Consider the following 19,985-nt stretch of genomic DNA (forward strand, 5'->3'; position numbering starts at 1 on the left):
TCGGCGAGTCAGAAGGGCTATAGCGCATGGCAACGAAGAGTGAGGCGCTCCAGCAGAGGATGGCCGACAACGAGAAGCACCTTGGCCGGCGCAGGATGGCTGTCATCGATTATCCCGGCATTCTGGACGTGACCGCCGTCAGGGCCGAATGCGACGCCGTCATCGCCGCACACAAGGGCACCCGGATAGACCTGCGCAACGCGCTTTTGCCGCCTCTAAAAAGGGCCAGCCAGGAGGCACGCGAGCGCGCCCGGTTGCGGCTCTTTGCCCATGGCAGCGGTCTCGACTGCGCGCACGAGATTTCCTGGCTGCAGGACCAGCTGATCACCATCCTCTATGATGTCGCGGTCACGCAGGTCTACCCCGGCCAGAAGGACAAGTTCGCCGTCGCCGCGGTCGGTGGCTACGGTCGCGACACGCTGGCGCCGGGATCCGACATCGACCTGCTGTTCCTGTTCCAGCCAAAGCCCGAGGACGATACCCACAAGGCCGTCGAGTTCGTGCTTTATGTTCTCTGGGACATGGGCTTCAAGGTCGGTCACGCCACCCGAACCATCGAAGAGTGCATTCGCCTGTCGAAGTCGGACATGACGATCCGCACCGCCATTCTCGAAACCCGCTTCATTTGCGGTTACCGGCCTCTGGCGACCGAGCTCGAGGGGCGCTTCGACAAGGAAATCGTCATCGGCACCGGGCCGGAATTCGTTGCTGCCAAACTGGCCGAGCGCGACGAGCGTCATCGCAAGGCCGGCGATACCCGCTATCTGGTTGAACCCAACGTCAAGGAAGGCAAAGGCGGTCTGCGCGACCTGCACACGCTATTCTGGATCTCGAAATACTATTATCACGTCCGCAACACGATCGAACTCGTCAAGCTTGGCGTACTCTCGAAGAGCGAATACCGGCTGTTCGAAAAGGCCGACGATTTTCTCTGGGCGGTGCGCTGCCACATGCATTTCCTCACCAACAAGGCTGAGGAGCGGCTGTCATTCGACATCCAGCGCGAAATCGCCGAGGCGCTCGGCTATCACGCCCGTCCCGGTCTTTCTGCTGTCGAACGTTTCATGAAGCACTATTTCCTGGTGACCAAGGATGTCGGCGATCTCACGCGCATCCTTTGTGCCGCTCTGGAGGACGAGCAGGCCAAGGCAACGCCGGGGCTGTCCGGCGTGCTCAGCCGCTTCACCCACCGCTCGCGCAAGATCGCCGGCTCTATCGAGTTCGTCGAGGATCGCGGCCGCATCGCGCTCGCCAATCCCGATGTTTTCAAGCGGGATCCTGTCAGCCTGATCCGGCTGTTTCATGTCGCCGACATCAACAATTTGGAATTCCACCCCGATGCGCTGAAGCTGGTGACACGCTCGCTGTCGCTGATCGATATCCGGCTGCGCGAGGACGAGGAAGCCAACCGGCTGTTCCTGTCGATCCTGACCTCGCCCCGCGATCCGGCGCTGATCCTGCGCCGGATGAACGAGGCCGGCGTGCTCGGCCGCTTCATTCCCGAGTTCGGCAAGATCGTCGCGATGATGCAGTTCAGCATGTATCACCACTACACGGTCGACGAGCACCTGATCCGCGCCGTTGCCATCCTGTCGGAGATCGACAAGGGCAAGGCCGAGGAAATTCATCCGCTCGTGAACAAGCTGATGCCCCATGTCGAGGATCGCGAGGCCCTCTACGTCGCCGTGCTGCTGCACGATGTCGCCAAGGGTCGGCTCGAGGATCACTCGATTGCCGGCGCAAGGGTCGCCCGCAAACTGGCGGCGCGCTTCGGCCTGTCGCCGAAGCAGACCGAACTTGTCGTCTGGCTGATCGAGGAACATCTGACGATGTCGATGGTAGCCCAGACCCGCGACCTCAACGACCGCAAGACGATTATCGATTTTGCTGACCGTGTGCAGTCTCTCGAGCGGTTGAAGATGCTGGTCATCCTGACCGTCTGCGACATCCGCGCCGTTGGCCCCGGGGTCTGGAACGGCTGGAAGGGCCAGCTGCTGCGCACGCTATACTACGAGACAGAGCTGCTCCTGGCTGGCGGCTTTTCGGAAGTGTCGCGAAACGAACGCGCCAAATACGCTGCCGAGGCGTTGTTCAATGCGCTGTCCGACTGGAGCGAGCACGACCGCGAAGCCTACGTCAAGCTGCACTACCAGCCCTATCTGCTGTCCGTCTCCCTGGAAGACCAGATCCGCCATACCGGGTTCATTCGCCAGACAGACAAGGCCGGACAGGTGCTGGCGACCATGGTCCGGACCGATAGTTTCCACGCCATTACCGAGATCACGGTCCTGTCGCCCGACCATCCGCGCCTGCTGGCGGTGATTGCCGGTGCCTGTGCGGCGTCCGGCGCCAACATCGTCAACGCGCAGATTTTCACCACGGCTGACGGCCGTGCGCTCGACACCATCCATGTCAGTCGCGAGTTTCCGGACGATGCCGACGAGTTGCGTCGTGCTGCCACCATCGGCAAGATGATCGAGGACGTTTTGTCCGGTCGCAAGCTTCTTCCCGAGGTGATCGCCAATCGCACCAAGCTCAAGCGCAAGAGCAAGGCGTTCGTCGTCTCACCGTCGGCAACGATCTCCAACAGCCTGTCGAACAAGTTCACCGTCGTCGAGGTCGAGGGTCTCGACCGGACCGGACTTTTGTCGGAGGTGACGGCGGTCCTCTCCGATCTGTCGCTGGACATCCAGTCGGCCCGCATCACGACCTTCGGTGAAAAGGTCATCGATACGTTCTACGTCACCGATCTCGTCGGCCAGAAGATTTCCAACGAGAACAAGCGCGGCAACATCATCGCCCGGCTGAAGGCTGTGATGGCTGGCGAGGAGGACGAGCTGCGCCAGCGCATGCCGTCGGGCATTATCGCCCCCTCGGAGACGCCGCTCGACGATCATGAAGAAAAGGCCGGTTCCGCAGCATGAGTCTCGTACGTAAATTTGCGACCGTCGGTGGCGCGACGCTCGGCAGCCGCATGTTTGGTTTCGCCCGCGAAACACTGATGGCGGCAGCGCTCGGTACCGGGCCGATGGCCGACGTCTTCTACGCCGCCTTCCGTTTTCCCAACCTGTTTCGCCGGCTCTTTGCAGAGGGCGCTTTCAATGCCGCCTTCGTGCCTCTTTTTGCCAAGGAGATCGAGGCGAACGGCATCGACGGCGCAAAGCGGTTTTCCGAGGAAGTCTTTGGCGTGCTGTTTTCCGTGCTGTTCCTCATCACCGTGGTGATGGAACTCTGCATGCCGCTGCTGGTTCGATTTGTCATCGCGCCGGGCTTTGCCGACGATGCCGACAAGATGTCGATCACGGTGCGCATGGCGGCAGTGATGTTCCCGTATCTGATGTGCATGTCGCTGACGGCGATGATGAGCGGCATGCTGAATTCGCTGCATCATTTCTTCGCTGCCGCCATCGCGCCGGTTTTCCTCAACGTGGTGATGATCGGCGCGCTGCTCTACGCGCTCTATGTCGGCGCGCCACCGCTTTCGACTGCCTGGTATATGTCCTGGGGTGTGCTGGTCGCCGGCATCCTGCAGCTGGCTGTCGTCTATTTCGGCGTGCTGCATGCCGGCATCTCGATCGGTATCCGCTTTCCGAAAATCACGCCCAACGTCAAGCGGCTGCTTATTCTGGCAGTTCCTGCCGCGATTACCGGCGGCATTACCCAGATCAACCAGATGATCGGCCAGGCCATCGCCTCCAGCCAGGAAGGCGCCATCGCCGCCCTGCAATATGCCGACCGCATCTACCAGCTGCCGCTCGGTGTCGTCGGCGTCGCAGTCGGCGTCGTGCTGCTGCCGGAACTTGCCCGTTCGCTGAAGGGCGGCAACCTGCGCGAGGCCGGCAACCTGCAGAACCGCTCGATCGAATTCGTGCTGTTCATGACCATTCCCGCCGCCTTCGCGTTGTGGATCCTCTCCGACGAGATCATCCGGCTGCTCTACGAGCGCGGCGCTTTCCACGCGCAGAACACCGCCGTCGTCGGCGCTATCCTTGCCATCTACGGCATCGGCCTGCCTGCCTTCGTCATGATCAAGGCGCTGCAGCCGGGCTTTTACGCCCGCGAGGATACGAAAACGCCGATGCGCTTTTCCGCTGTCGCCGTCGCTGTGAACTGCGCCACGGCGCTGACCCTATTCCCGCATATGGGCGCTCCCGGCATTGCAGTGGCCGAGGCGACGGCAGGCTGGATCAGCACGGTACTGCTGTTTGGCACGCTCCTGCGTCGCGGCCACCTGGTGTGGGAATGGGCGCTGGCCCGCCGTGCCGCGCTGCTGGTCGTGGCCGCCTGCGTCATGGGTGCCGTCATCTTTTATCTGAAGCAGCGCTGGGCACCCGAACTGGCGTCCAGTGCATCGCTACCGACCAAGCTCGGCACTCTCGGCTTGTTGATCGCCATTTCGATGGTTGTCTATTTCGCCACCGCCTTCCTCATCGGCGGCGCAAATCTTGGCATGATTCGCCGAAACCTCAATCGCAAGCCGGTGGCAAAGGATGAGGGGCCTACAGCGTGACGACTGCCTGGGGCGACAGGGTTGTCTCGCGGATTTCTTCGAATGCCTGCCTTGCGGCGGGGCTGAGATAAGGGCGGAAAAGCGCGGATACCTGGTTGATACCCCAGTCCAGGTGCTCCTCTCCGAGCGCCGATACCCGCTGCTGCAGGTTGAGATACACGGCCCAGTAGGTGGCGACGATCCACACATTTGCCAGCAGAGGCGCCCTGTCGTCGGCTGGTACGGTGATCAGGGCCTCGCTTTCCATACGCTTCAGGATTTCGTCCAGCGCGTGGCCCATCAGCGTGCTGACACTCCGGATTGCCTCGGCGAGCGATGGAGCAACCGCAAGCAGGTCGACAAGGTCGCGAAACAGGAAGCGATAGTCCCAAACGAGCGAAAACCACTGGCGCAGAAGGCCGGGATAGCTCGCCGGATCGTTGGCAGGAGCGGAGTGCGCGCTCGTGACAAAGCCGGCCGCCGCCGTCTCGAACCCTGAAAACAGGCTGGTGATCAGCGACTCCTTGGTGCGGAAGTGGTAATAAAGGTTTCCCTCGTTGATCCCGACCATGCCGGCAATCTCGGCTGTAGTCACACGACCGGGGCTCTTTTCATTGAACAGCGAAAGCGCTGCGACCAGGATCCTGTCGCGCGTGGGCATGCGTTTCTTCGACTTTCCTGCCGGCAAATCACCATCGACCATATCCGCCCCTTGCAAATATAAGGTATTCACCTTATTTCTCTTTAAGGTAATCACCTTAAGGTAGACGCTATCGCAGTTTCTGCGTTCGAACAAGGAGCCAGGCATGCAAGCCGCAACCGCAGTGCCCTCATCGTCCAACTTGCCGTTTATTCCCCGCCGGTCCACCGCCGCAGCAATTGTCGCGGTGATCAGAAATCCGCTGCAGGCCTTGCCCCCGCAAGTGTTCACGGAACGCGTGGTTTTCGCCAAGCGCGCCGGCAAGACTCATGTCTATCTCACCGATCCCGTCCTCATTCACGAAGCTCTCGTTGGCAATGCGGATGCGCTGAGCAAGGGCGAGAATGTGCGCAGGGCGCTGGGTCCGGCCCTCGGCGAAGGGCTTCTCACTGCCGACGGGTCGCACTGGAAATGGCAGCGACAGGCAGTCGCCGGCGCATTTCGCCATGATCGGCTTGTCGAACTGCAACCCGCCATGATCGCAGCGGCGGAAACCACCCGGGACCGGCTTCTGGCAGCCGAGGGCAGCACCGTCGATATCGGCCACGAAATGATGCGCACCACCTTCGACATTATCGTCGAGACCATGATGTCGGGCGGCCATGGAATCGACGTGGCGCGGGTCGAGCAGGGGATCACCGACTACCTGAAACCTAGCGGTTGGACATTCGCACTCGCCATGCTCGGCGCTCCGGAATGGGTTCCCTTTCCCGGTCGCGGCAAGGCGCGGGATGCAGTGGCGTTTTTGCGCTCGAGCCTCGCCAGGGTCATCGCCGAGCGCCGGGTTGCGCCCGATGCCCGTTACGACCTCGTATCGATGCTGCTCTCCGCCTCCGATCCGGAAAGCGGCCGTAGCATGAGCGACGGCGAAATCGTTGATAACCTCATGACCTTCATTACGGCTGGACACGAGACGACGGCGCTGGGCCTTGCCTGGACACTCCATCTCCTGGCAAAGCACCCGGAATATGAGGCCGCTGTCCTCGCGGAAATCGCAACGGTGACCGGGGGAGGCCCGCTGCGCCCGGAACACGTCGCGAGGCTCGGCTACACCAGGCAAGTCTTCTCGGAGGCCATGCGGCTCTATCCGCCGGCTCCCATCATCACCCGGACGGCCTTGCGTGAGTTCGCACTGGGCGAATTCAGGATCCCGGCAGGTGCGGATATCTACGTGCCGATCTACGCACTCCATCGTCATCCGTCGCTCTGGTCCGATCCCGAGACATTCGATCCCGCTCGGTTTGCCCCGGATGCCGCCAAGGCCCGCCACCGTTACGCCTACATGCCGTTCGGGGCAGGGCCACGGGTCTGTATCGGCAATGCTTTCGCCGTCATGGAGGCCGTCGCTATCCTCGCTGTACTCTTGCCAGCGCTGAGGCTCGGCAATCATGGTGCGGCAGATAAGAAGGCCATCATGAAAGTCACGCTGCGTCCCAAGGAAAACCTGATGATGGTCGTGCGTAAACGTGCCGCCCCGTCTCAGTCTTCATAGGCGTTGCACGAAGCTGAAAGCGGTACAAATGCTATACGCAAGTTTCGTAATATACCAAGCTCAGGCGAGGATGCGGCTCGCTGCTGCCGCGCTCCATGGCAATGATTGCTGAGGACGCGATAAGGAGAGGGCTGCTTGATGCAGTACGATTGGACAGGTGTCCGCACAAAAAGGGTAAGACGGTTTAAACAGGTCTCGCTGACACTCCTCAGCATGCTGATGCTCTATTGGGTGAGCCTGCAGATACGCTGATGTTGCCGCTTTCGTGCAGCGCTCGGTACTCCATCATGCCATGGGGGCGGGCGCCGTCATTGTTCACGATGCCGCACAGCCTGTGCGGATTGCGGTTATTTCCAGATGGGGCAGCGAGCCCTATTTCTACCTCCTGCTTCACAGGAGAAAGCCATGTCCGCTACCCATCAGCCAGACACATTCACTCTCGGCAGTCACAGCGTCAAACGCATGGGCTACGGCGCCATGCAGCTTGCCGGACCCGGCGTGTTCGGGCCGCCCCGTGATCGTGACGCCGCCATCGCTGTGCTCCGCGCCGCTGTCGAGGCCGGGGTCGATCACATCGACACCAGCGACTTCTACGGTCCGCATATCACCAACCAATTGATCCGCGAGGCGCTTCACCCCTATGCCGACGATCTGGTGATCGTCACCAAGATCGGTGCCAAGCGTGGCTCGGACGCATCGTGGAACCCGGCCTTCTCTGCTGCCGAGTTGACCGAGGCCGTGCACGACAATCTGCGCAACCTTGGCCTCGATGTGCTCGATGTCGTCAACCTGCGCCTGATGTTCAGCGCCCATGGGCCGGCCGAAGGCTCGCTCGAGGCGCCCATGACCGTATTGGCCGACCTGCAGCGCCAGGGCCTCGTACGCCACATCGGGCTCAGCAATGCCACCCCGACGCAGATTGCCGAAGGCCGGCGTATCGCAGACATCGTCTGCATCCAGAACATGTACAATCTCGCCCACCGCAGCGACGACGCGCTGATCGACGATCTCGCCCGCGACGGCATCGCCTATGTGCCGTTCTTTCCGCTTGGTGGTTTCAGCCCGCTGCAGTCCTCGGCTCTCGACAGCGTCGCTGCGAGCCTTGGCGCCACGCCGATGCAGGTTGCCCTTGCCTGGCTCCTCCGCCGCTCTCCCAACATCCTGCTCATTCCTGGCACCTCGTCCGTCGGGCATCTCAAGGAAAATCTGGCTGCTGCCGACCTTCAGCTTACCGAAGATGTCCTCAGGGCCCTCGACGGCGTGTCTGCTGGCTAAGGCAAACTCGGGGCGCCGCACTGCAATGGTGCGGTGCCCTCTAGCTGGATAGCCTCGCCCACCGCTCATGGTCGCGCCATTCGCCGGCGATCTTGAGGTATCTTTCGGAAAAGCCTTCGCGCTGAAATCCGGCTCGCCGCACCAGGGCCAGTGACGCAACATTATCCGGCTGGATGTTTGCTTCCAGCCGATGCAAACCAATTTCCGCGAAAGCGTGTTTGCAGACGCTATCGACCGCCTCGGTCATGAAGCCTTTCCGCGAAAGCCCGGAAATGCCGTAATAGCTGAGGTATCCGCTTCGGAACGCGCCCCAAACAATCTCGCTGATATTCACCACGCCGACGATGGAACCGCTTGCTCGCTCGCGTGCGACGAAGCCGAGGTTGGGTCCGGTTATCGTCCTGGCGTACCACGCGTCGAAGCCATCCATATCCGTGAATGGAGCAATCCAGGGCGCATGAAAAGCTCTGCTCTTCCTGTTTGCCTCGATGAGGTCTTCAGCATCCGAAATATGGACGCGATCGATTTGAATGTTCGGCATATGCTTCCTTTAGTTCCGCCGACAACGCCCGTAAAGTATGGTGGCCGTCGATATCCCGACGACCCTTTGCCTAACTCGACGGTGGGCGTCCGCCCTAAGTAACCCACGACACCATCGTCCAGATAACAGAGAGCCCGACATGTCCGACCGATCCGTCTTTCTCGTCACCCTCGTTGTCGACGATTACGATGCTGCAAAGGCATTTTATTGCGACGCGCTTGGATTTGATTGCCAGCAGGATGAGGTGCAGGACGATGGCAAGCGCTGGGTCGTGGTGCGGCCTCCGGGCAAGGATGGGGCAGCGTTGCTGCTGGCGAGGGCGGAGGGTGAAGATCAGCGTGCGGCAATCGGCAACCAAACCGGCGGTCGCGTCGGCTTTTTCCTGAAGACCAGCGATTTCGCCCGCGATCACGCCACCATGCTGGACAAGGGCGTCACCTTCCTGGAGGCGCCCCGGCGCGAAATCTATGGCACGGTCGCGGTGTTTGCCGATCCCTATGGCAACCGCTGGGATCTGATCGAGCATTCTGCCTGAGATCCCTCTTGCTCGGCAGGTTGTCGCCGTGCATAAGCCGCGATGTTGCAACATGGGCGGAAAAGCCCTGGGGCCTTCCACAAGCCTATTGAGGACGACATGACCGAATTCAAGAAACTCGTATTTTCCGGCGTCCAGCCGACCGGCAACCTGCATCTCGGTAATTATCTCGGCGCCATCAAGAAATTCGTAGCGCTGCAGGACAATAACGACTGCATCTACTGCGTCGTCGACATGCACGCATTGACTGCGCAACTCGTCCACGACGACATGCCTGGCCAGATCCGCTCGATTACCGCAGCTTTTCTCGCTGCCGGCATCGACCCCGAAAAGCATATCGTCTTCGCCCAGTCGTCCGTGCCCCAGCACGCCGAACTCGCCTGGATCTTCAATTGCGTTGCCCGCATCGGCTGGATGAACCGCATGACGCAGTTCAAGGACAAGGCTGGCAAGGATCGTGAAAATGCCTCGCTCGGGCTCTACGCCTATCCAAGCCTGATGGCGGCCGATATTCTCGTCTATCGCGGCACGCATGTGCCCGTCGGCGATGACCAGAAGCAGCATCTGGAGCTTGCCCGCGACATCGCCATGAAGTTCAACATCGACTACGCCGAGCACATCCGCCGCGCTGGCACCGGGCTTGATATCGTCGTTGGCGAACAGCCGGTGCATGCCTTCTTCCCGCTGGTGGAACCGCTGATCGATGGCCCTGCGCCGCGTGTCATGTCGCTGAAGGATGGCTCCAAGAAGATGTCGAAGTCGGATCCATCGGACCTGTCGCGCATCAACCTGATGGACGACGAGGAGACCATCTCCAAGAAGATCCGCAAGGCGAAGACCGATCCGGATGGCTTGCCGAGCGAGATCGCCGGACTTGCCGGGCGCCCGGAAGCCGACAATCTCGTCGGCATCTACGCAGCACTTGCCGACAAGACCAAGGCGGAGGTCCTCGCCGAATTCGGCGGCCAGCAGTTCTCGGTTTTCAAGCCGGCGCTGGTCGATGTCGCGGTTGCTACCCTGGCGCCGATCACCGGCGAAATGCGCCGGCTGATGGCCGACCCCGGTCATATCGATGCCGTGCTGCGCGATGGTGGAGCAAGGGCCCGGGCCCGGGCCGAAGTCACCATGCAGCAGGTCCGCGATATCGTCGGCTTCATCTCCTAGGTCACGTGTCCAGTCTCCTTCTCCCTGCTGGGGAGAAGGAGAAGACGGGGGCTTGCAAAAATCGGCCATCACGTGTCAGAGTCCGGCCATGGTATCACAGCGACTTTCACGGCTAGAAGGCCATCGCCGCAAGTTCATGGCGGTGATCGACGGCACTCCGGAATGCCAGCGTGCGGTGCACTACGCTGGCCGGCGGGCGAAGAATTCCAATGGCGGTCTGCTGCTGCTCTACGTCATTCCCGATGGTGATTTCCAGCAGTGGCTGGGGGTCGAGGAAATCATGCGCGCGGAAGCGCGCGAGGAGGCCGAAGCTGTTGTCGCCAAGGCTGCCCAGCTTGTGCGGGAAACCATCGGCATCGAGCCCGAAACGGTCATCCGCGAGGGCGATGTTGCGGAACAGCTGAATGCAGTGATCGACGAGGACCGCGACGTCGCCATTCTTGTTCTGGCAGCGGGATCGAACAAGGAAGGTCCGGGGCCGCTGGTATCGTCCGTCGCCGGTCGCTCCGCAGCCTTCCCGATCCCGGTCACGGTGCTGCCGGATTCGCTGACAAACGAGGAAATCGACGCTCTTTGCTGATCCCGTTGCCGATTTGTTGAGTGTGGCGGTCTTGATTGGTTGGCCGAAAAGGCCTATTTTCTTTTGAAGAGTTCTAAACGACGGACAGGCTCATGCCGCCGTCATGGAGATGACGATGTTCATTCAGACCGAGTCCACGCCGAACCCCGCAACGCTGAAATTCCTGCCTGGCAAGGTTGTCATGGAAAATGGCACGGCGGAGTTCCGCAGCGCCGCCGACGCGCAGGTTTCGCCACTCGCGGCCCGCCTGTTCACCGTGCCCGGAGTCACCGGCGTCTATTTCGGCTATGATTTCATCAGCGTCTCCAAGGATGATCAGGAATGGCAGCATCTGAAGCCAGCTATCCTCGGCTCGATCATGGAGCATTTCATGTCCGGCAAGCCCGTCATGGGCACGTCCTCGGCATTGTCGGAAGTCACGGATGCCGATGGCGAGTTCTTCGCCGAGGGCGATGAGTCCATCGTCTTGACGATCAAGGAACTGCTGGAGACCCGTGTCCGTCCGGCCGTCGCCCAGGATGGGGGCGACATCACTTTCCGCGGCTTCCGGGATGGCACCGTCTTTCTCAACATGAAAGGCTCATGCGCCGGCTGCCCTTCGTCCACCGCCACGCTGAAGCACGGCGTCCAGAACCTCCTCCACCATTTCGTGCCCGAAGTGCTGGAAGTCGAAGCGGTCTGATCGGGATTTTCCGGAAACGTCGAAAATGATCGTACTGGCGCTGGATACCGCAGGCATCGATTGCGCCGCCGCCGTCTATGACAGCGACGGCGACCGCGTGCTCGCCGAAATTACCGAAACCATCGGTAAGGGCCATGCCGAGCATCTCATCGCGCTGGTCGATCGTGTGCTCGACAAGGCTGGCCTGAAGCTCGATGCAGTCGAGCGGATCGCGGTGACTGTCGGTCCCGGCTCCTTCACCGGCATCCGGGTCGGCGTCGCTGCGGCCCGTGGCTTTGCCCTTGCGCTCGGCATCCCGGCTGTCGGCGTCACGACACTCGAGGTGATCGCGGCTGCCCATCGCCCGAAGGCTGCGGGCCGGCCGATGCTGGTGGCAATGGACGCCAAGCGGGGCGAAGTCTACCTGCAGACATTCGGTGCCGACGGAATGCCTCTTAGCGAGTCTGCGGCGGTGCTAGTGCAGGATGCTCGAGCGCTGGCCGCCGAGTTCGATGGCCTGTTGGCCGGCTCGGCCGTGCCGCTTTTGAGCTCCACGGCGGAGGATGCGCCGGCAGACGCGGCTGGCAATGCCTTTCCGATCTCGCATGTTGCGCGGCTGGGTGCAAAAATGCTTGTCGGCGAGAAGCCGAAGCCGCTTTATCTGCGCGGCCCCGATGCCAAGCCGCAGCTCGGCTTTGCCGTCGCGAGGCAATAGGCGATGCTGCCGTCATTCCTTAGAAGCAAGCCGGATTACGAGATCGTTGCCATGGTCTCGCGCGATTGCGCCGACGTATCCGCGCTGCACAGCGCCCGCTTTCCGAAAGCCTGGGGCACAGGCGAATTCCACAGCCTGCTGTCGCAGGAGCCGGTGTTCGGCTTTGTCGCCCGCCAGACCAACGGCAAGCCGGCACTTTGCGGTTTCGTGCTGGCTCGCCATGTCGCCGACGAGGCGGAGATCCTCACGGTTGCGGTGCAGCCGAAGCTCGGTCGCGCCGGTCTCGGCTGGCGGTTGATGCAGGCGGCGATGCGCGAGGCGCACCGGCGCGGCGGTGAAAGCATGTTTCTGGAGGTCGATGCTGGCAATGTTGCGGCAGTCGGGCTCTACCGCAAGCTGGGCTTCGCCACGGTTGGCGAGCGTAAGGCCTATTACACGGATGCATCCGGTACAAAATCGACGGCGCTTGTCATGCGCCGCGATCTTCGCTAGTCCCTAGGGTCGGATCCACGGGCCAGAAGACGACATCGATGACAGATATTGCCAAATCGCTCGAGGAGCTCTGTGCCGAACGCGGCATGCGCATGACCGAGCAGCGGCGCGTCATCGCTCGAATCATTGCGGATGCCGAGGATCATCCCGATGTGGAGGAACTGCATCGCCGTTCGGTGAAGATCGATTCGAAAATCTCCATCTCGACGGTCTACCGCACGGTAAAGCTGTTCGAGGACGCCGGCATTATCACCCGCCACGATTTTCGAGACGGCCGTTCGCGCTACGAGACGGTTCCGGAAGAGCACCACGACCACCTGATCGACCTGAAGACCGGCGACGTCGTCGAGTTCCATTCGCCGGAAATCGAGGCCCTGCAGGAACGTATAGCGCGCGAGCACGGCTTTCGCCTGGTAGGCCACCGGCTCGAGCTTTATGGCGTGCCGATCAAGAAGGACGAGCACTGAGTGCCTGATGTCTGCGACAGGGCCGGACGAAGCTTATGCATTCGGAAACCGCAGCTTTGCGGTGAGGTGGTAGGTACGCATCCGAAAACACTTGATGAGGCACGGCCTTGATCCACCGGCTTCGCCTTGCCTTCGGTCTGTTGCTGGTGGTGCTCGCCAGCGTTTTCCTGCTGCCGCTGCAATGTGTCTGCCTCTATTTTGACTGGAGGCTGCGCCGCTACCTGCCGCGCCTCTGGCACCGCCTCGTCTGCTATGCCTTCGGGCTGCACATCCGCGTTCATGGCGTGCCGGATCGTCGGAGGCCACTGATGCTGGCATCGAACCATTCGTCCTGGCTGGATATCCTGGTGCTGTCGGCAGTTGCCGATGTCGCCTTTATTGCGAAGATCGAGGTGCGCGACTGGCCGATCTTCGGACTTTTCGCGCGATTGCAGAAGACGATCTTCGTCGTCCGCGAGCAGAAGCGCAAGACGGGCGAGCAGGTGAACGAGATTGCCGAGCGCATGGCCGGCGGCGAGATCGTCGTTCTGTTTCCGGAAGGCACAACGTCGGACGGCAACCGCCTGCTGGAGGTGAAGTCCTCGCTGTTCGGGGCGGCGGCCGCCGCACTTCCGGCCGCACCCGAAGGCGTGGTGCACGTCCAGCCGGTCGCGGTCGCTTATACAGGCATCCACGGCATGCCGATGGGGCGTTATCACCGGCCCGTTGCCACATGGCCGGGAGACATCGAGATGCTGCCGTCGCTGAAGGGCGTGCTTGCCTGCGGCGCAATCGATGTCGACGTGCATTTCGGCGAGACGGTCGATTATCGCGCCGACAGCAACCGCAAGCAGGTCGCAGCGGAAGTCACCGAGCGCATTCGTGCCCTGCTTTCGGGCCTGCTGCTCGGTCGCCACAAGACCTGATACTCAAGATTGTCTTTTCACACCGTCAAAAAACCACTAGATAGCCGCCATGACCCAGGACAGCGCCCTTCTGATCGCCCCGGAACCCCGTGATGGCAGCAACAGCCGCAAGGTCTTCATCAAGACCTACGGCTGCCAGATGAACGTCTACGACTCCACCCGGATGAGCGACGCGCTGGCCAAGGACGGCTACGAGCCGACCGACGACATGGAAGAGGCCGACCTCGTCCTCCTCAACACCTGCCATATCCGCGAGAAGGCGGCCGAAAAGGTCTATTCGGCGCTCGGCCGGCTTCGCGACATGAAAAAGCGCAAGGCTGCAGACGGTCGCGAGATGATGATCGGCGTCACCGGCTGCGTTGCCCAGGCCGAGGGCGAGGAAATCCTGCGTCGGGCGCCCGCCGTCGATGTGGTGATCGGTCCGCAGACCTATCATCGCCTGCCTGAGGCGCTACGTCGCGCCAAGCAAGGCCAGCGCGTCGTCGATACGGAATATGCCATCGAAGACAAGTTCCTGCATCTGCCGATGGCCGAAAGCGCCAAAATCCGCGCCCGTGGCGTCACGGCGTTCCTGACGGTGCAGGAAGGCTGCGACAAGTTCTGCACCTTCTGTGTCGTGCCTTACACGCGCGGTTCCGAGGTTTCCCGGCCGGTGTCGCAGATCGTCGACGAGGCGGAGAAACTGGTCGCTGGTGGCGTGCGCGAAGTGACGCTGCTCGGCCAGAACGTCAACGCCTGGCACGGCAAGGGACCGGATGGCGAGGAATGGAGCCTTGGCGACCTGCTGTATCGGCTTGCCGATATTCCGGGTCTGGCGCGGCTGCGCTATACCACAAGTCATCCGCGCGACATGGATGACAGGCTGATCAATGCCCACCGCGACCTGCGCATGCTGATGCCCTATCTGCATCTGCCGGTGCAGGCAGGCTCCAACCGCATCCTAAAAGCGATGAACCGCCGCCACACCACGGCCGACTACCTGGCCCTGGTCGAGCGCATCCGGGCCGCGCGCCCGGATATTGCCCTGTCCGGAGATTTCATCGTCGGCTTTCCGGGGGAGACAGACGAGGATTTTGAGGATACGCTCACCCTCGTCAAGGCCGTGCGCTATGCACAGGCCTACTCGTTCAAATATTCGACGCGTCCCGGCACCCCCGGCGCGGACTTGAAGGATCAGGTGCCCGAAGAGATCAAGGCTGAACGGCTGGAACGGTTGCAGGCGCTTCTGATGCGCCAGCAGCAGGAATTTGCCGAAGCCTGCGTCGGCCGCGTGGTCGATGTGTTGCTCGAAAAGCCCGGTCGCATGCCAGGACAGTTGATAGGTCGCTCTCCGTGGCTGCAATCGGTGAATGTTGATGCAAAGGCATCGCAAATCGGTGACATTATCAATGTACGAATCACCGGGACAAGCACCAACAGTCTCTTTGCAGAGCAGGTGTAGGTCCGAGATTGGCAAAGGAGCTTGACCGCTTGAACGCACAAGAATTGGTTTCCTCTACTCCGCGCCAGTCCCCTGCCGCGACCGACGCCAATCACTTCGTTCTGACTTTCGAAAACAACAGGTTCGCCAGCGAGCTGTTCGGTCAGTTCGAGCAGAACCTGAAGCTGCTCGAGGAGCGGCTGAAGATCAACGTCCGCGCTCGCGGCAACTCCGTCGTCATCACCGGCGATGTGCTGGCCACCAACCAGGCCCGGCGCACTCTCGATTACCTCTACGAAAAATTGCAGAAGGGTGGCAGCGTCGAGCCGTCCGATGTCGAGGGCGCCATCCGCATGGCGCTGGCGGCCGATGACCAGCTGATCCTGCCGACCATGGAGCGCAAGGCCAAGCTGACCATGGCCCAGGTTTCGACCCGCAAGAAGACCATCGTCGCGCGCACGCCGACGCAGGATGCCTATCTCCGCGCACTCGAACGCTCGGAACTGGTATTCGGCTGCGGCCCGGCCGGTACGGGCAAGACCTATCTTGCCGTGGCGCAGGCCTGCCAGCTGCTGGAACGCGGCGCGGTCGAAAAGATCATCCTGTCGCGCCCGGCTGTGGAAGCTGGCGAACGGCTGGGCTTCCTGCCCGGCGACATGAAAGAGAAGGTCGATCCCTATCTGCGGCCGCTCTATGACGCGCTCTACGACATGATGCCGGGCGACAAGGTCGAGCGGGCGATCATCGCCGGTGTCATCGAAATCGCGCCGCTCGCCTTCATGCGCGGCCGTACGCTGGCCAACTCCGCCGTCATCCTCGACGAGGCGCAGAATACGACCTCGATGCAGATGAAGATGTTCCTTACCCGTCTCGGCGAAAACTCGCGGATGATCGTCACCGGCGACCCGAGCCAGATCGATCTGCCGCGCGGCGTCAAATCCGGGCTGGTCGAGGCTTTGCAGCTGTTGACCGGCGTCGAGGGCATTTCGGTGATCCGCTTCAAGGACACCGACATCGTCCGCCATCCGCTGGTCGGCCGCATCGTGCGCGCCTACGATACGATGTACGCGACGCCCGAAAGCGAAGAGGCCGATCGGCAGAGCTGATGCCGGCATGACGCCATGACCCGACTGGACATACAGATCAGCATCGAGGAGGGCCGCTGGCCCTCCGAGGAAACACTTCAGGCAATGGCCGAGCGCGTGCTCGGCAATGCCGCAGATTTTCTGCAGACGGAGGTCCATCAGCCTTTTCCATCGATGGAGCCCGAACTCTCGTTGGTTTTCACCGACGATGCCTCTATCCGGGCGATCAACGCCGAATGGCGGAAGCAGGACAAGCCGACCAATGTCCTGTCGTTCCCGGCTTTTCCGCTTGCTCCGGGCGGCATGCCCGGCCCCATGCTGGGCGATATCATCATCGCCCGCGAGACGGTGGAGCGCGAGGCGGTTGATCTCGACAAGGGTGTCGACGAGCATCTCACCCATCTGATGGTGCATGGATTGTTGCATCTGTTTGGCTACGACCATATGAATGATGAAGACGCCGAACTGATGGAAGGCCTTGAGACTCGTATTTTGGCGAGACTTGGCCTATCAGATCCCTATGCGGGTCAAGACCCGATCTGATTGGAACCATGAGCGACTTTACAGCAAAACCGGCCACTGACGCCAAAGAGCAGGACGCAGCCTCCGAAGAGGCGGCGAGTAGCAACGGCAGGGCGGGGCACAAATCCCAATCCACCTTCTGGAGCCGTGCGGCGCGCGTGCTGCGTCCGGCCCAGGGCTCGCGCCTGCGCGAGGACCTCACCGACGCCCTAATGGTGAACGGCACCGACGATGACGGTTTTTCGGCCGACGAACGGGCGATGCTGCACAATATCCTGCGCTTCCGGGAGGTGCGCGTTGCCGACGTCATGGTGCCGCGTGCCGATATCGAGGCTGTCGACCAGAGCCTGACCATCGGGGAACTGATGATCCTGTTCGAGGAAAGCGGACGTTCGCGCATGCCCGTCTATTGCGATACGCTCGACGATCCCCGCGGCATGGTGCACATCCGCGACCTGCTTTCCTATGTTGCCAAGCAGGCGCGCAACAAGCGCCGGGTCGGCGCCAAGGCTGCGGCAATCGATCCGCAGGTCGCCGCTGTTGCTGCCGAGAAGGCCGAAAAGGCACCGCGTTCCGCCAAGCCGAACTTCGATCTCGCCCGGGTCGATCTTCGCAAGACCGTTGCCGAAGCCGGTATCATCAGGAAGATCCTGTTCGTGCCGCCGTCGATGCTGGCCTCCGACCTGCTTCGGCGCATGCAGGTCAACCGCACCCAGATGGCGTTGGTCATCGACGAATATGGTGGAACCGACGGTCTGGCCTCGCATGAGGACATCGTCGAGATGGTCGTTGGCGATATCGACGACGAGCACGACGACGAAGAGGTCATGTTCAAGCAGGTATCGGAAGACGTCTTCGTCGCCGATGCCCGCGTCGAACTCGAAGACATCGCCCGGGCTATCGGCTCAGACTTCGATGTCAGCGAGGAAGTCGACGACGTCGATACGCTGGGTGGCCTCATCTTCTCGGCGCTCGGTCGCATTCCGGTTCGCGGCGAGCTTGTCCAGGGGCTTCCCGGGTTCGAGTTTCAGATCCTCGAGGCTGATCCGCGCCGCATCAAGCGCGTCCGCATCACCCGCAAGCGCCATCCGGTCCGCCGTCGCCCCGTCAAGGGTGAAGTGGAGGCATCCGGTAATGACAAAGACCATCCGGCTGTCGACGGGCCATCCGATGGCGGTGCCGTCAATCGCAACGCAGCCGGCTAAGCTACTGTCGTAAGCCTTCAAGGGACAAACCGCGCCTTTTTTGAAACACTGCGCAACGGGTTTGATTCGTGGTGTTTCAAGGGAGAGCGTGCATGGAATGGCTTGCGGACAGGGTCATTCTGGTCTGGGGTTTCAGGCGTGCCCTGCTTGCCATAGGTGCCGGCGCTATCGGCGTGCTGGCGCTCCCGCCCTTCGGCTTTTTTGCCGCGATGTTCGTCTCCTTCACCCTGCTTGTCTGGCTGCTTGACGGCGCCACTGCCGCTCCAGGCAGCGGCATCCTCCGCCGTCTGTGGCCAGCTTTCGTGACCGGCTGGCTGTTCGGTTTCGGCTATTTCGTCGCCGGCCTCTGGTGGCTCGGCCATGCGCTGATGATCGATGCGGAGCAGTTCGCGTGGGCCCTGCCTCTGGCGATCCTCGGCCTGCCGGCATTTCTCGCGATCTTCTACGGGCTCGCCGCCGCGCTGGCGAGGCTCGTATGGTCCGACGGTCTTGGACGGATCGCGGCACTGGCCTTCGCATTTGGGCTTATCGAATGGCTGCGCAGTTTCGTCTTCACCGGCTTTCCCTGGAATGCCATCGGCTATGGCATGATGCCGACGCCGCTGATGATGCAGTCGGCCCACATGATCGGCATGCTGGGGGTGACGGTGCTGTCCGTCTTCGTATTTGCGGCGCCGGCGCTGTTAGGCACCCGCAACGGCGCCATCCCCGGAATTACACTCGCGGCTCTCCTGTTCGCTGCCCATCTCGGCTACGGCTACTACGCGCTAAACCAGCCGGAGTCTGCCTTCCGTGCAGATGCAAAGGCGCCGGTCGTGCGCGTCATCCAGCCCGACATCGATCAAGAGGCCAAGCAGGACACTGACGGCGATCGCACCGCGATCTTCGAGAAGCATCTGGCGTTGTCAGCGGCGCCACCGCAGGATGGTGGCAAGCGGCCTGACATCATCGTCTGGCCGGAAACGGCGCTCCCCTTTCTCCTGACCGACAACCGGGACGCCCTGACCCGCATTGCCGATGTCCTCGCCGACGACCAGATCCTCATCACCGGCGCCGTGCGGGCCGAGGACATGGGGCCGGGGACGCCGCCGCGCTACTACAATTCGATCTACGTGATCGATGGCCGCGGCCAGATCATCGGCGCTGCGGACAAGGTGCACCTGGTGCCGTTCGGCGAGTATGTGCCCTTCGAGAGCATCCTCCAGAATTTCGGCATAGCCAACATCGTCGAGATGCCGGGCGGTTTTTCCGCTGCCGCCCGTCGCTCGCTGTTGACCCTGCCATCGAGCATCCGGCTCTACCCGTTGCTCTGCTACGAGATCATCTTTCCCGACGAGATGACGCCCGATATCGCCAAGGCCGACGCTATCGTCAATGTCACCAACGATGCCTGGTTCGGCAATACACCCGGACCCTACCAGCATTTTCAGCAGGCCCGTGTCCGCGCCGTCGAATACGGCCTGCCGCTCATCCGCAGCGCCAACAGCGGAATTTCTGCTCTGGTCGATTCTCATGGACGTCTCGTCGCCGGCCTCGATCTTGGCCAGCAGGGATTTGTCGACGCCACCTTGGGTAGCGTAGACCAAACTAAAATAGGCGAAAAACTGCGGGTTCTGTACTTTTGGTTGGCACTTGCGTGCATGGGCCTGATTGCAGTGATTTCACGCATGGGTTTTATTTCAGCCCTGAATTGACCTAAAACCCCTAAAAATGCATAGTGGTCCAGGACGCTAATCT

At 61.6% G+C, this 19,985-nt stretch carries 19 protein-coding genes; 17 read left to right on the forward strand and 2 right to left on the reverse strand.

What is annotated here, in order from left to right:
• Positions 1-59 precede the first annotated feature (59 nt).
• Together EQW76_RS07810 and murJ are read left to right on the forward strand one after the other, a co-directional pair.
• Positions 60-2,924 carry a [protein-PII] uridylyltransferase gene (locus EQW76_RS07810; protein ID WP_224128604.1) on the forward strand — a complete coding sequence of 955 codons (2,865 nt, stop codon included), beginning with the start codon at positions 60-62 and terminating at the stop codon, positions 2,922-2,924.
• The gene (murJ, locus tag EQW76_RS07815; protein WP_142823858.1) at positions 2,921-4,510 is read left to right on the forward strand and encodes a murein biosynthesis integral membrane protein MurJ; all 1,590 of its coding nucleotides are present in this window, start codon (positions 2,921-2,923) and stop codon (positions 4,508-4,510) included. The genes EQW76_RS07810 and murJ overlap by 4 nt, the downstream gene beginning before the upstream one ends.
• Here murJ and EQW76_RS07820 read toward each other — a convergent pair.
• Positions 4,500-5,150: a TetR/AcrR family transcriptional regulator gene (locus EQW76_RS07820; protein WP_161990931.1), complete on the reverse strand. Its 651-nt coding sequence runs from the start codon at positions 5,148-5,150 to the stop codon at positions 4,500-4,502. The two genes, murJ and EQW76_RS07820, sit on opposite strands and share 11 nt — an antisense overlap.
• A 145-nt stretch (positions 5,151-5,295) precedes the next feature.
• On the opposite strand from EQW76_RS07820, the gene EQW76_RS07825 reads away from it, so the two are divergent.
• Together EQW76_RS07825 and EQW76_RS07830 are read left to right on the forward strand one after the other, a co-directional pair.
• Positions 5,296-6,681 (forward strand): cytochrome P450, encoded by a 1,386-nt coding sequence (locus EQW76_RS07825; protein WP_142823860.1) that lies wholly within the window; start codon positions 5,296-5,298, stop codon positions 6,679-6,681.
• A 405-nt stretch (positions 6,682-7,086) separates the two neighbouring features.
• Positions 7,087-7,956 carry an aldo/keto reductase family oxidoreductase gene (locus EQW76_RS07830; RefSeq protein ID WP_142823861.1) on the forward strand — a complete coding sequence of 290 codons (870 nt, stop codon included), beginning with the start codon at positions 7,087-7,089 and terminating at the stop codon, positions 7,954-7,956.
• Positions 7,957-7,996: 40 nt separating this feature from the next.
• Here the strand turns inward: EQW76_RS07830 and EQW76_RS07835 are convergent, their stop codons facing one another.
• Positions 7,997-8,497: a GNAT family protein gene (locus EQW76_RS07835; RefSeq protein ID WP_142823862.1), complete on the reverse strand. Its 501-nt coding sequence runs from the start codon at positions 8,495-8,497 to the stop codon at positions 7,997-7,999.
• A gap of 139 nt (positions 8,498-8,636) precedes the next feature.
• Here EQW76_RS07835 and EQW76_RS07840 point away from each other — a divergent pair, with 139 nt between their 5' ends.
• The 13 genes from EQW76_RS07840 (at position 8,637) to lnt (ending at position 19,942) form a co-directional block, all read left to right on the forward strand.
• A complete protein-coding gene (locus EQW76_RS07840; RefSeq protein WP_142823863.1) occupies positions 8,637-9,032 on the forward strand; it encodes a VOC family protein in 396 nt (131 codons plus the stop codon).
• A gap of 99 nt (positions 9,033-9,131) precedes the next feature.
• The gene (gene trpS / locus EQW76_RS07845) at positions 9,132-10,196 is read left to right on the forward strand and encodes a tryptophan--tRNA ligase (RefSeq protein WP_142823864.1); all 1,065 of its coding nucleotides are present in this window, start codon (positions 9,132-9,134) and stop codon (positions 10,194-10,196) included.
• Between the two features lie 88 nt (positions 10,197-10,284).
• On the forward strand, positions 10,285-10,776 hold the full coding sequence (locus EQW76_RS07850) for a universal stress protein (protein WP_111216455.1): 492 nt from the start codon (positions 10,285-10,287) through the stop codon (positions 10,774-10,776).
• 115 nt (positions 10,777-10,891) lie between these two features.
• Positions 10,892-11,458 carry a NifU family protein gene (locus EQW76_RS07855; RefSeq protein WP_142823865.1) on the forward strand — a complete coding sequence of 189 codons (567 nt, stop codon included), beginning with the start codon at positions 10,892-10,894 and terminating at the stop codon, positions 11,456-11,458.
• Positions 11,459-11,483: 25 nt separating this feature from the next.
• Positions 11,484-12,152 (forward strand): tRNA (adenosine(37)-N6)-threonylcarbamoyltransferase complex dimerization subunit type 1 TsaB, encoded by a 669-nt coding sequence (tsaB, locus tag EQW76_RS07860; protein ID WP_142823866.1) that lies wholly within the window; start codon positions 11,484-11,486, stop codon positions 12,150-12,152.
• A 3-nt stretch (positions 12,153-12,155) separates the two neighbouring features.
• The gene (locus EQW76_RS07865; protein WP_142823867.1) at positions 12,156-12,644 is read left to right on the forward strand and encodes an N-acetyltransferase; all 489 of its coding nucleotides are present in this window, start codon (positions 12,156-12,158) and stop codon (positions 12,642-12,644) included.
• 38 nt (positions 12,645-12,682) lie between these two features.
• Positions 12,683-13,111, forward strand: coding sequence for a Fur family transcriptional regulator (locus EQW76_RS07870; protein ID WP_111216460.1), 429 nt, complete (start codon positions 12,683-12,685; stop codon positions 13,109-13,111).
• 107 nt (positions 13,112-13,218) lie between these two features.
• Positions 13,219-14,016, forward strand: a complete 798-nt coding sequence (locus EQW76_RS07875) for a lysophospholipid acyltransferase family protein (RefSeq protein WP_142823868.1) — start codon at positions 13,219-13,221, stop codon at positions 14,014-14,016.
• Between the two features lie 49 nt (positions 14,017-14,065).
• Positions 14,066-15,457: a tRNA (N6-isopentenyl adenosine(37)-C2)-methylthiotransferase MiaB gene (miaB, locus tag EQW76_RS07880; RefSeq protein WP_142823869.1), complete on the forward strand. Its 1,392-nt coding sequence runs from the start codon at positions 14,066-14,068 to the stop codon at positions 15,455-15,457.
• A 29-nt stretch (positions 15,458-15,486) separates the two neighbouring features.
• Positions 15,487-16,542: a PhoH family protein gene (locus EQW76_RS07885; RefSeq protein WP_142823870.1), complete on the forward strand. Its 1,056-nt coding sequence runs from the start codon at positions 15,487-15,489 to the stop codon at positions 16,540-16,542.
• A 15-nt stretch (positions 16,543-16,557) separates the two neighbouring features.
• Positions 16,558-17,064 carry an rRNA maturation RNase YbeY gene (gene ybeY, locus EQW76_RS07890; protein ID WP_142823871.1) on the forward strand — a complete coding sequence of 169 codons (507 nt, stop codon included), beginning with the start codon at positions 16,558-16,560 and terminating at the stop codon, positions 17,062-17,064.
• 8 nt (positions 17,065-17,072) lie between these two features.
• A complete protein-coding gene (locus tag EQW76_RS07895; protein ID WP_142823872.1) occupies positions 17,073-18,248 on the forward strand; it encodes a hemolysin family protein in 1,176 nt (391 codons plus the stop codon).
• Between the two features lie 92 nt (positions 18,249-18,340).
• Positions 18,341-19,942, forward strand: a complete 1,602-nt coding sequence (lnt, locus tag EQW76_RS07900; RefSeq protein WP_142823873.1) for an apolipoprotein N-acyltransferase — start codon at positions 18,341-18,343, stop codon at positions 19,940-19,942.
• Positions 19,943-19,985: the final 43 nt, after the last annotated feature.

Source organism: Rhizobium sp. rho-13.1, assembly GCF_007000305.1.
Taxonomy (GTDB): domain Bacteria; phylum Pseudomonadota; class Alphaproteobacteria; order Rhizobiales; family Rhizobiaceae; genus Rhizobium; species Rhizobium rhododendri.

What these genes read in the sequence shown, in the direction of transcription:
- EQW76_RS07810 (WP_224128604.1), top strand. Translation starts at nt 60, where the DNA reads ATGGCCGACAACGAGAAGCACCTTGGCCGGCGCAGGATGGCTGTCATC.
- murJ (WP_142823858.1), top strand. Translation starts at nt 2,921, where the DNA reads ATGAGTCTCGTACGTAAATTTGCGACCGTCGGTGGCGCGACGCTCGGC.
- EQW76_RS07820 (WP_161990931.1), bottom strand. Translation starts at nt 5,150, where the DNA reads ATGCCCACGCGCGACAGGATCCTGGTCGCAGCGCTTTCGCTGTTCAAT.
- EQW76_RS07825 (WP_142823860.1), top strand. Translation starts at nt 5,296, where the DNA reads ATGCAAGCCGCAACCGCAGTGCCCTCATCGTCCAACTTGCCGTTTATT.
- EQW76_RS07830 (WP_142823861.1), top strand. Translation starts at nt 7,087, where the DNA reads ATGTCCGCTACCCATCAGCCAGACACATTCACTCTCGGCAGTCACAGC.
- EQW76_RS07835 (WP_142823862.1), bottom strand. Translation starts at nt 8,497, where the DNA reads ATGCCGAACATTCAAATCGATCGCGTCCATATTTCGGATGCTGAAGAC.
- EQW76_RS07840 (WP_142823863.1), top strand. Translation starts at nt 8,637, where the DNA reads ATGTCCGACCGATCCGTCTTTCTCGTCACCCTCGTTGTCGACGATTAC.
- trpS (WP_142823864.1), top strand. Translation starts at nt 9,132, where the DNA reads ATGACCGAATTCAAGAAACTCGTATTTTCCGGCGTCCAGCCGACCGGC.
- EQW76_RS07850 (WP_111216455.1), top strand. Translation starts at nt 10,285, where the DNA reads ATGGTATCACAGCGACTTTCACGGCTAGAAGGCCATCGCCGCAAGTTC.
- EQW76_RS07855 (WP_142823865.1), top strand. Translation starts at nt 10,892, where the DNA reads ATGTTCATTCAGACCGAGTCCACGCCGAACCCCGCAACGCTGAAATTC.
- tsaB (WP_142823866.1), top strand. Translation starts at nt 11,484, where the DNA reads ATGATCGTACTGGCGCTGGATACCGCAGGCATCGATTGCGCCGCCGCC.
- EQW76_RS07865 (WP_142823867.1), top strand. Translation starts at nt 12,156, where the DNA reads ATGCTGCCGTCATTCCTTAGAAGCAAGCCGGATTACGAGATCGTTGCC.
- EQW76_RS07870 (WP_111216460.1), top strand. Translation starts at nt 12,683, where the DNA reads ATGACAGATATTGCCAAATCGCTCGAGGAGCTCTGTGCCGAACGCGGC.
- miaB (WP_142823869.1), top strand. Translation starts at nt 14,066, where the DNA reads ATGACCCAGGACAGCGCCCTTCTGATCGCCCCGGAACCCCGTGATGGC.
- ybeY (WP_142823871.1), top strand. Translation starts at nt 16,558, where the DNA reads ATGACCCGACTGGACATACAGATCAGCATCGAGGAGGGCCGCTGGCCC.
- EQW76_RS07895 (WP_142823872.1), top strand. Translation starts at nt 17,073, where the DNA reads ATGAGCGACTTTACAGCAAAACCGGCCACTGACGCCAAAGAGCAGGAC.
- lnt (WP_142823873.1), top strand. Translation starts at nt 18,341, where the DNA reads ATGGAATGGCTTGCGGACAGGGTCATTCTGGTCTGGGGTTTCAGGCGT.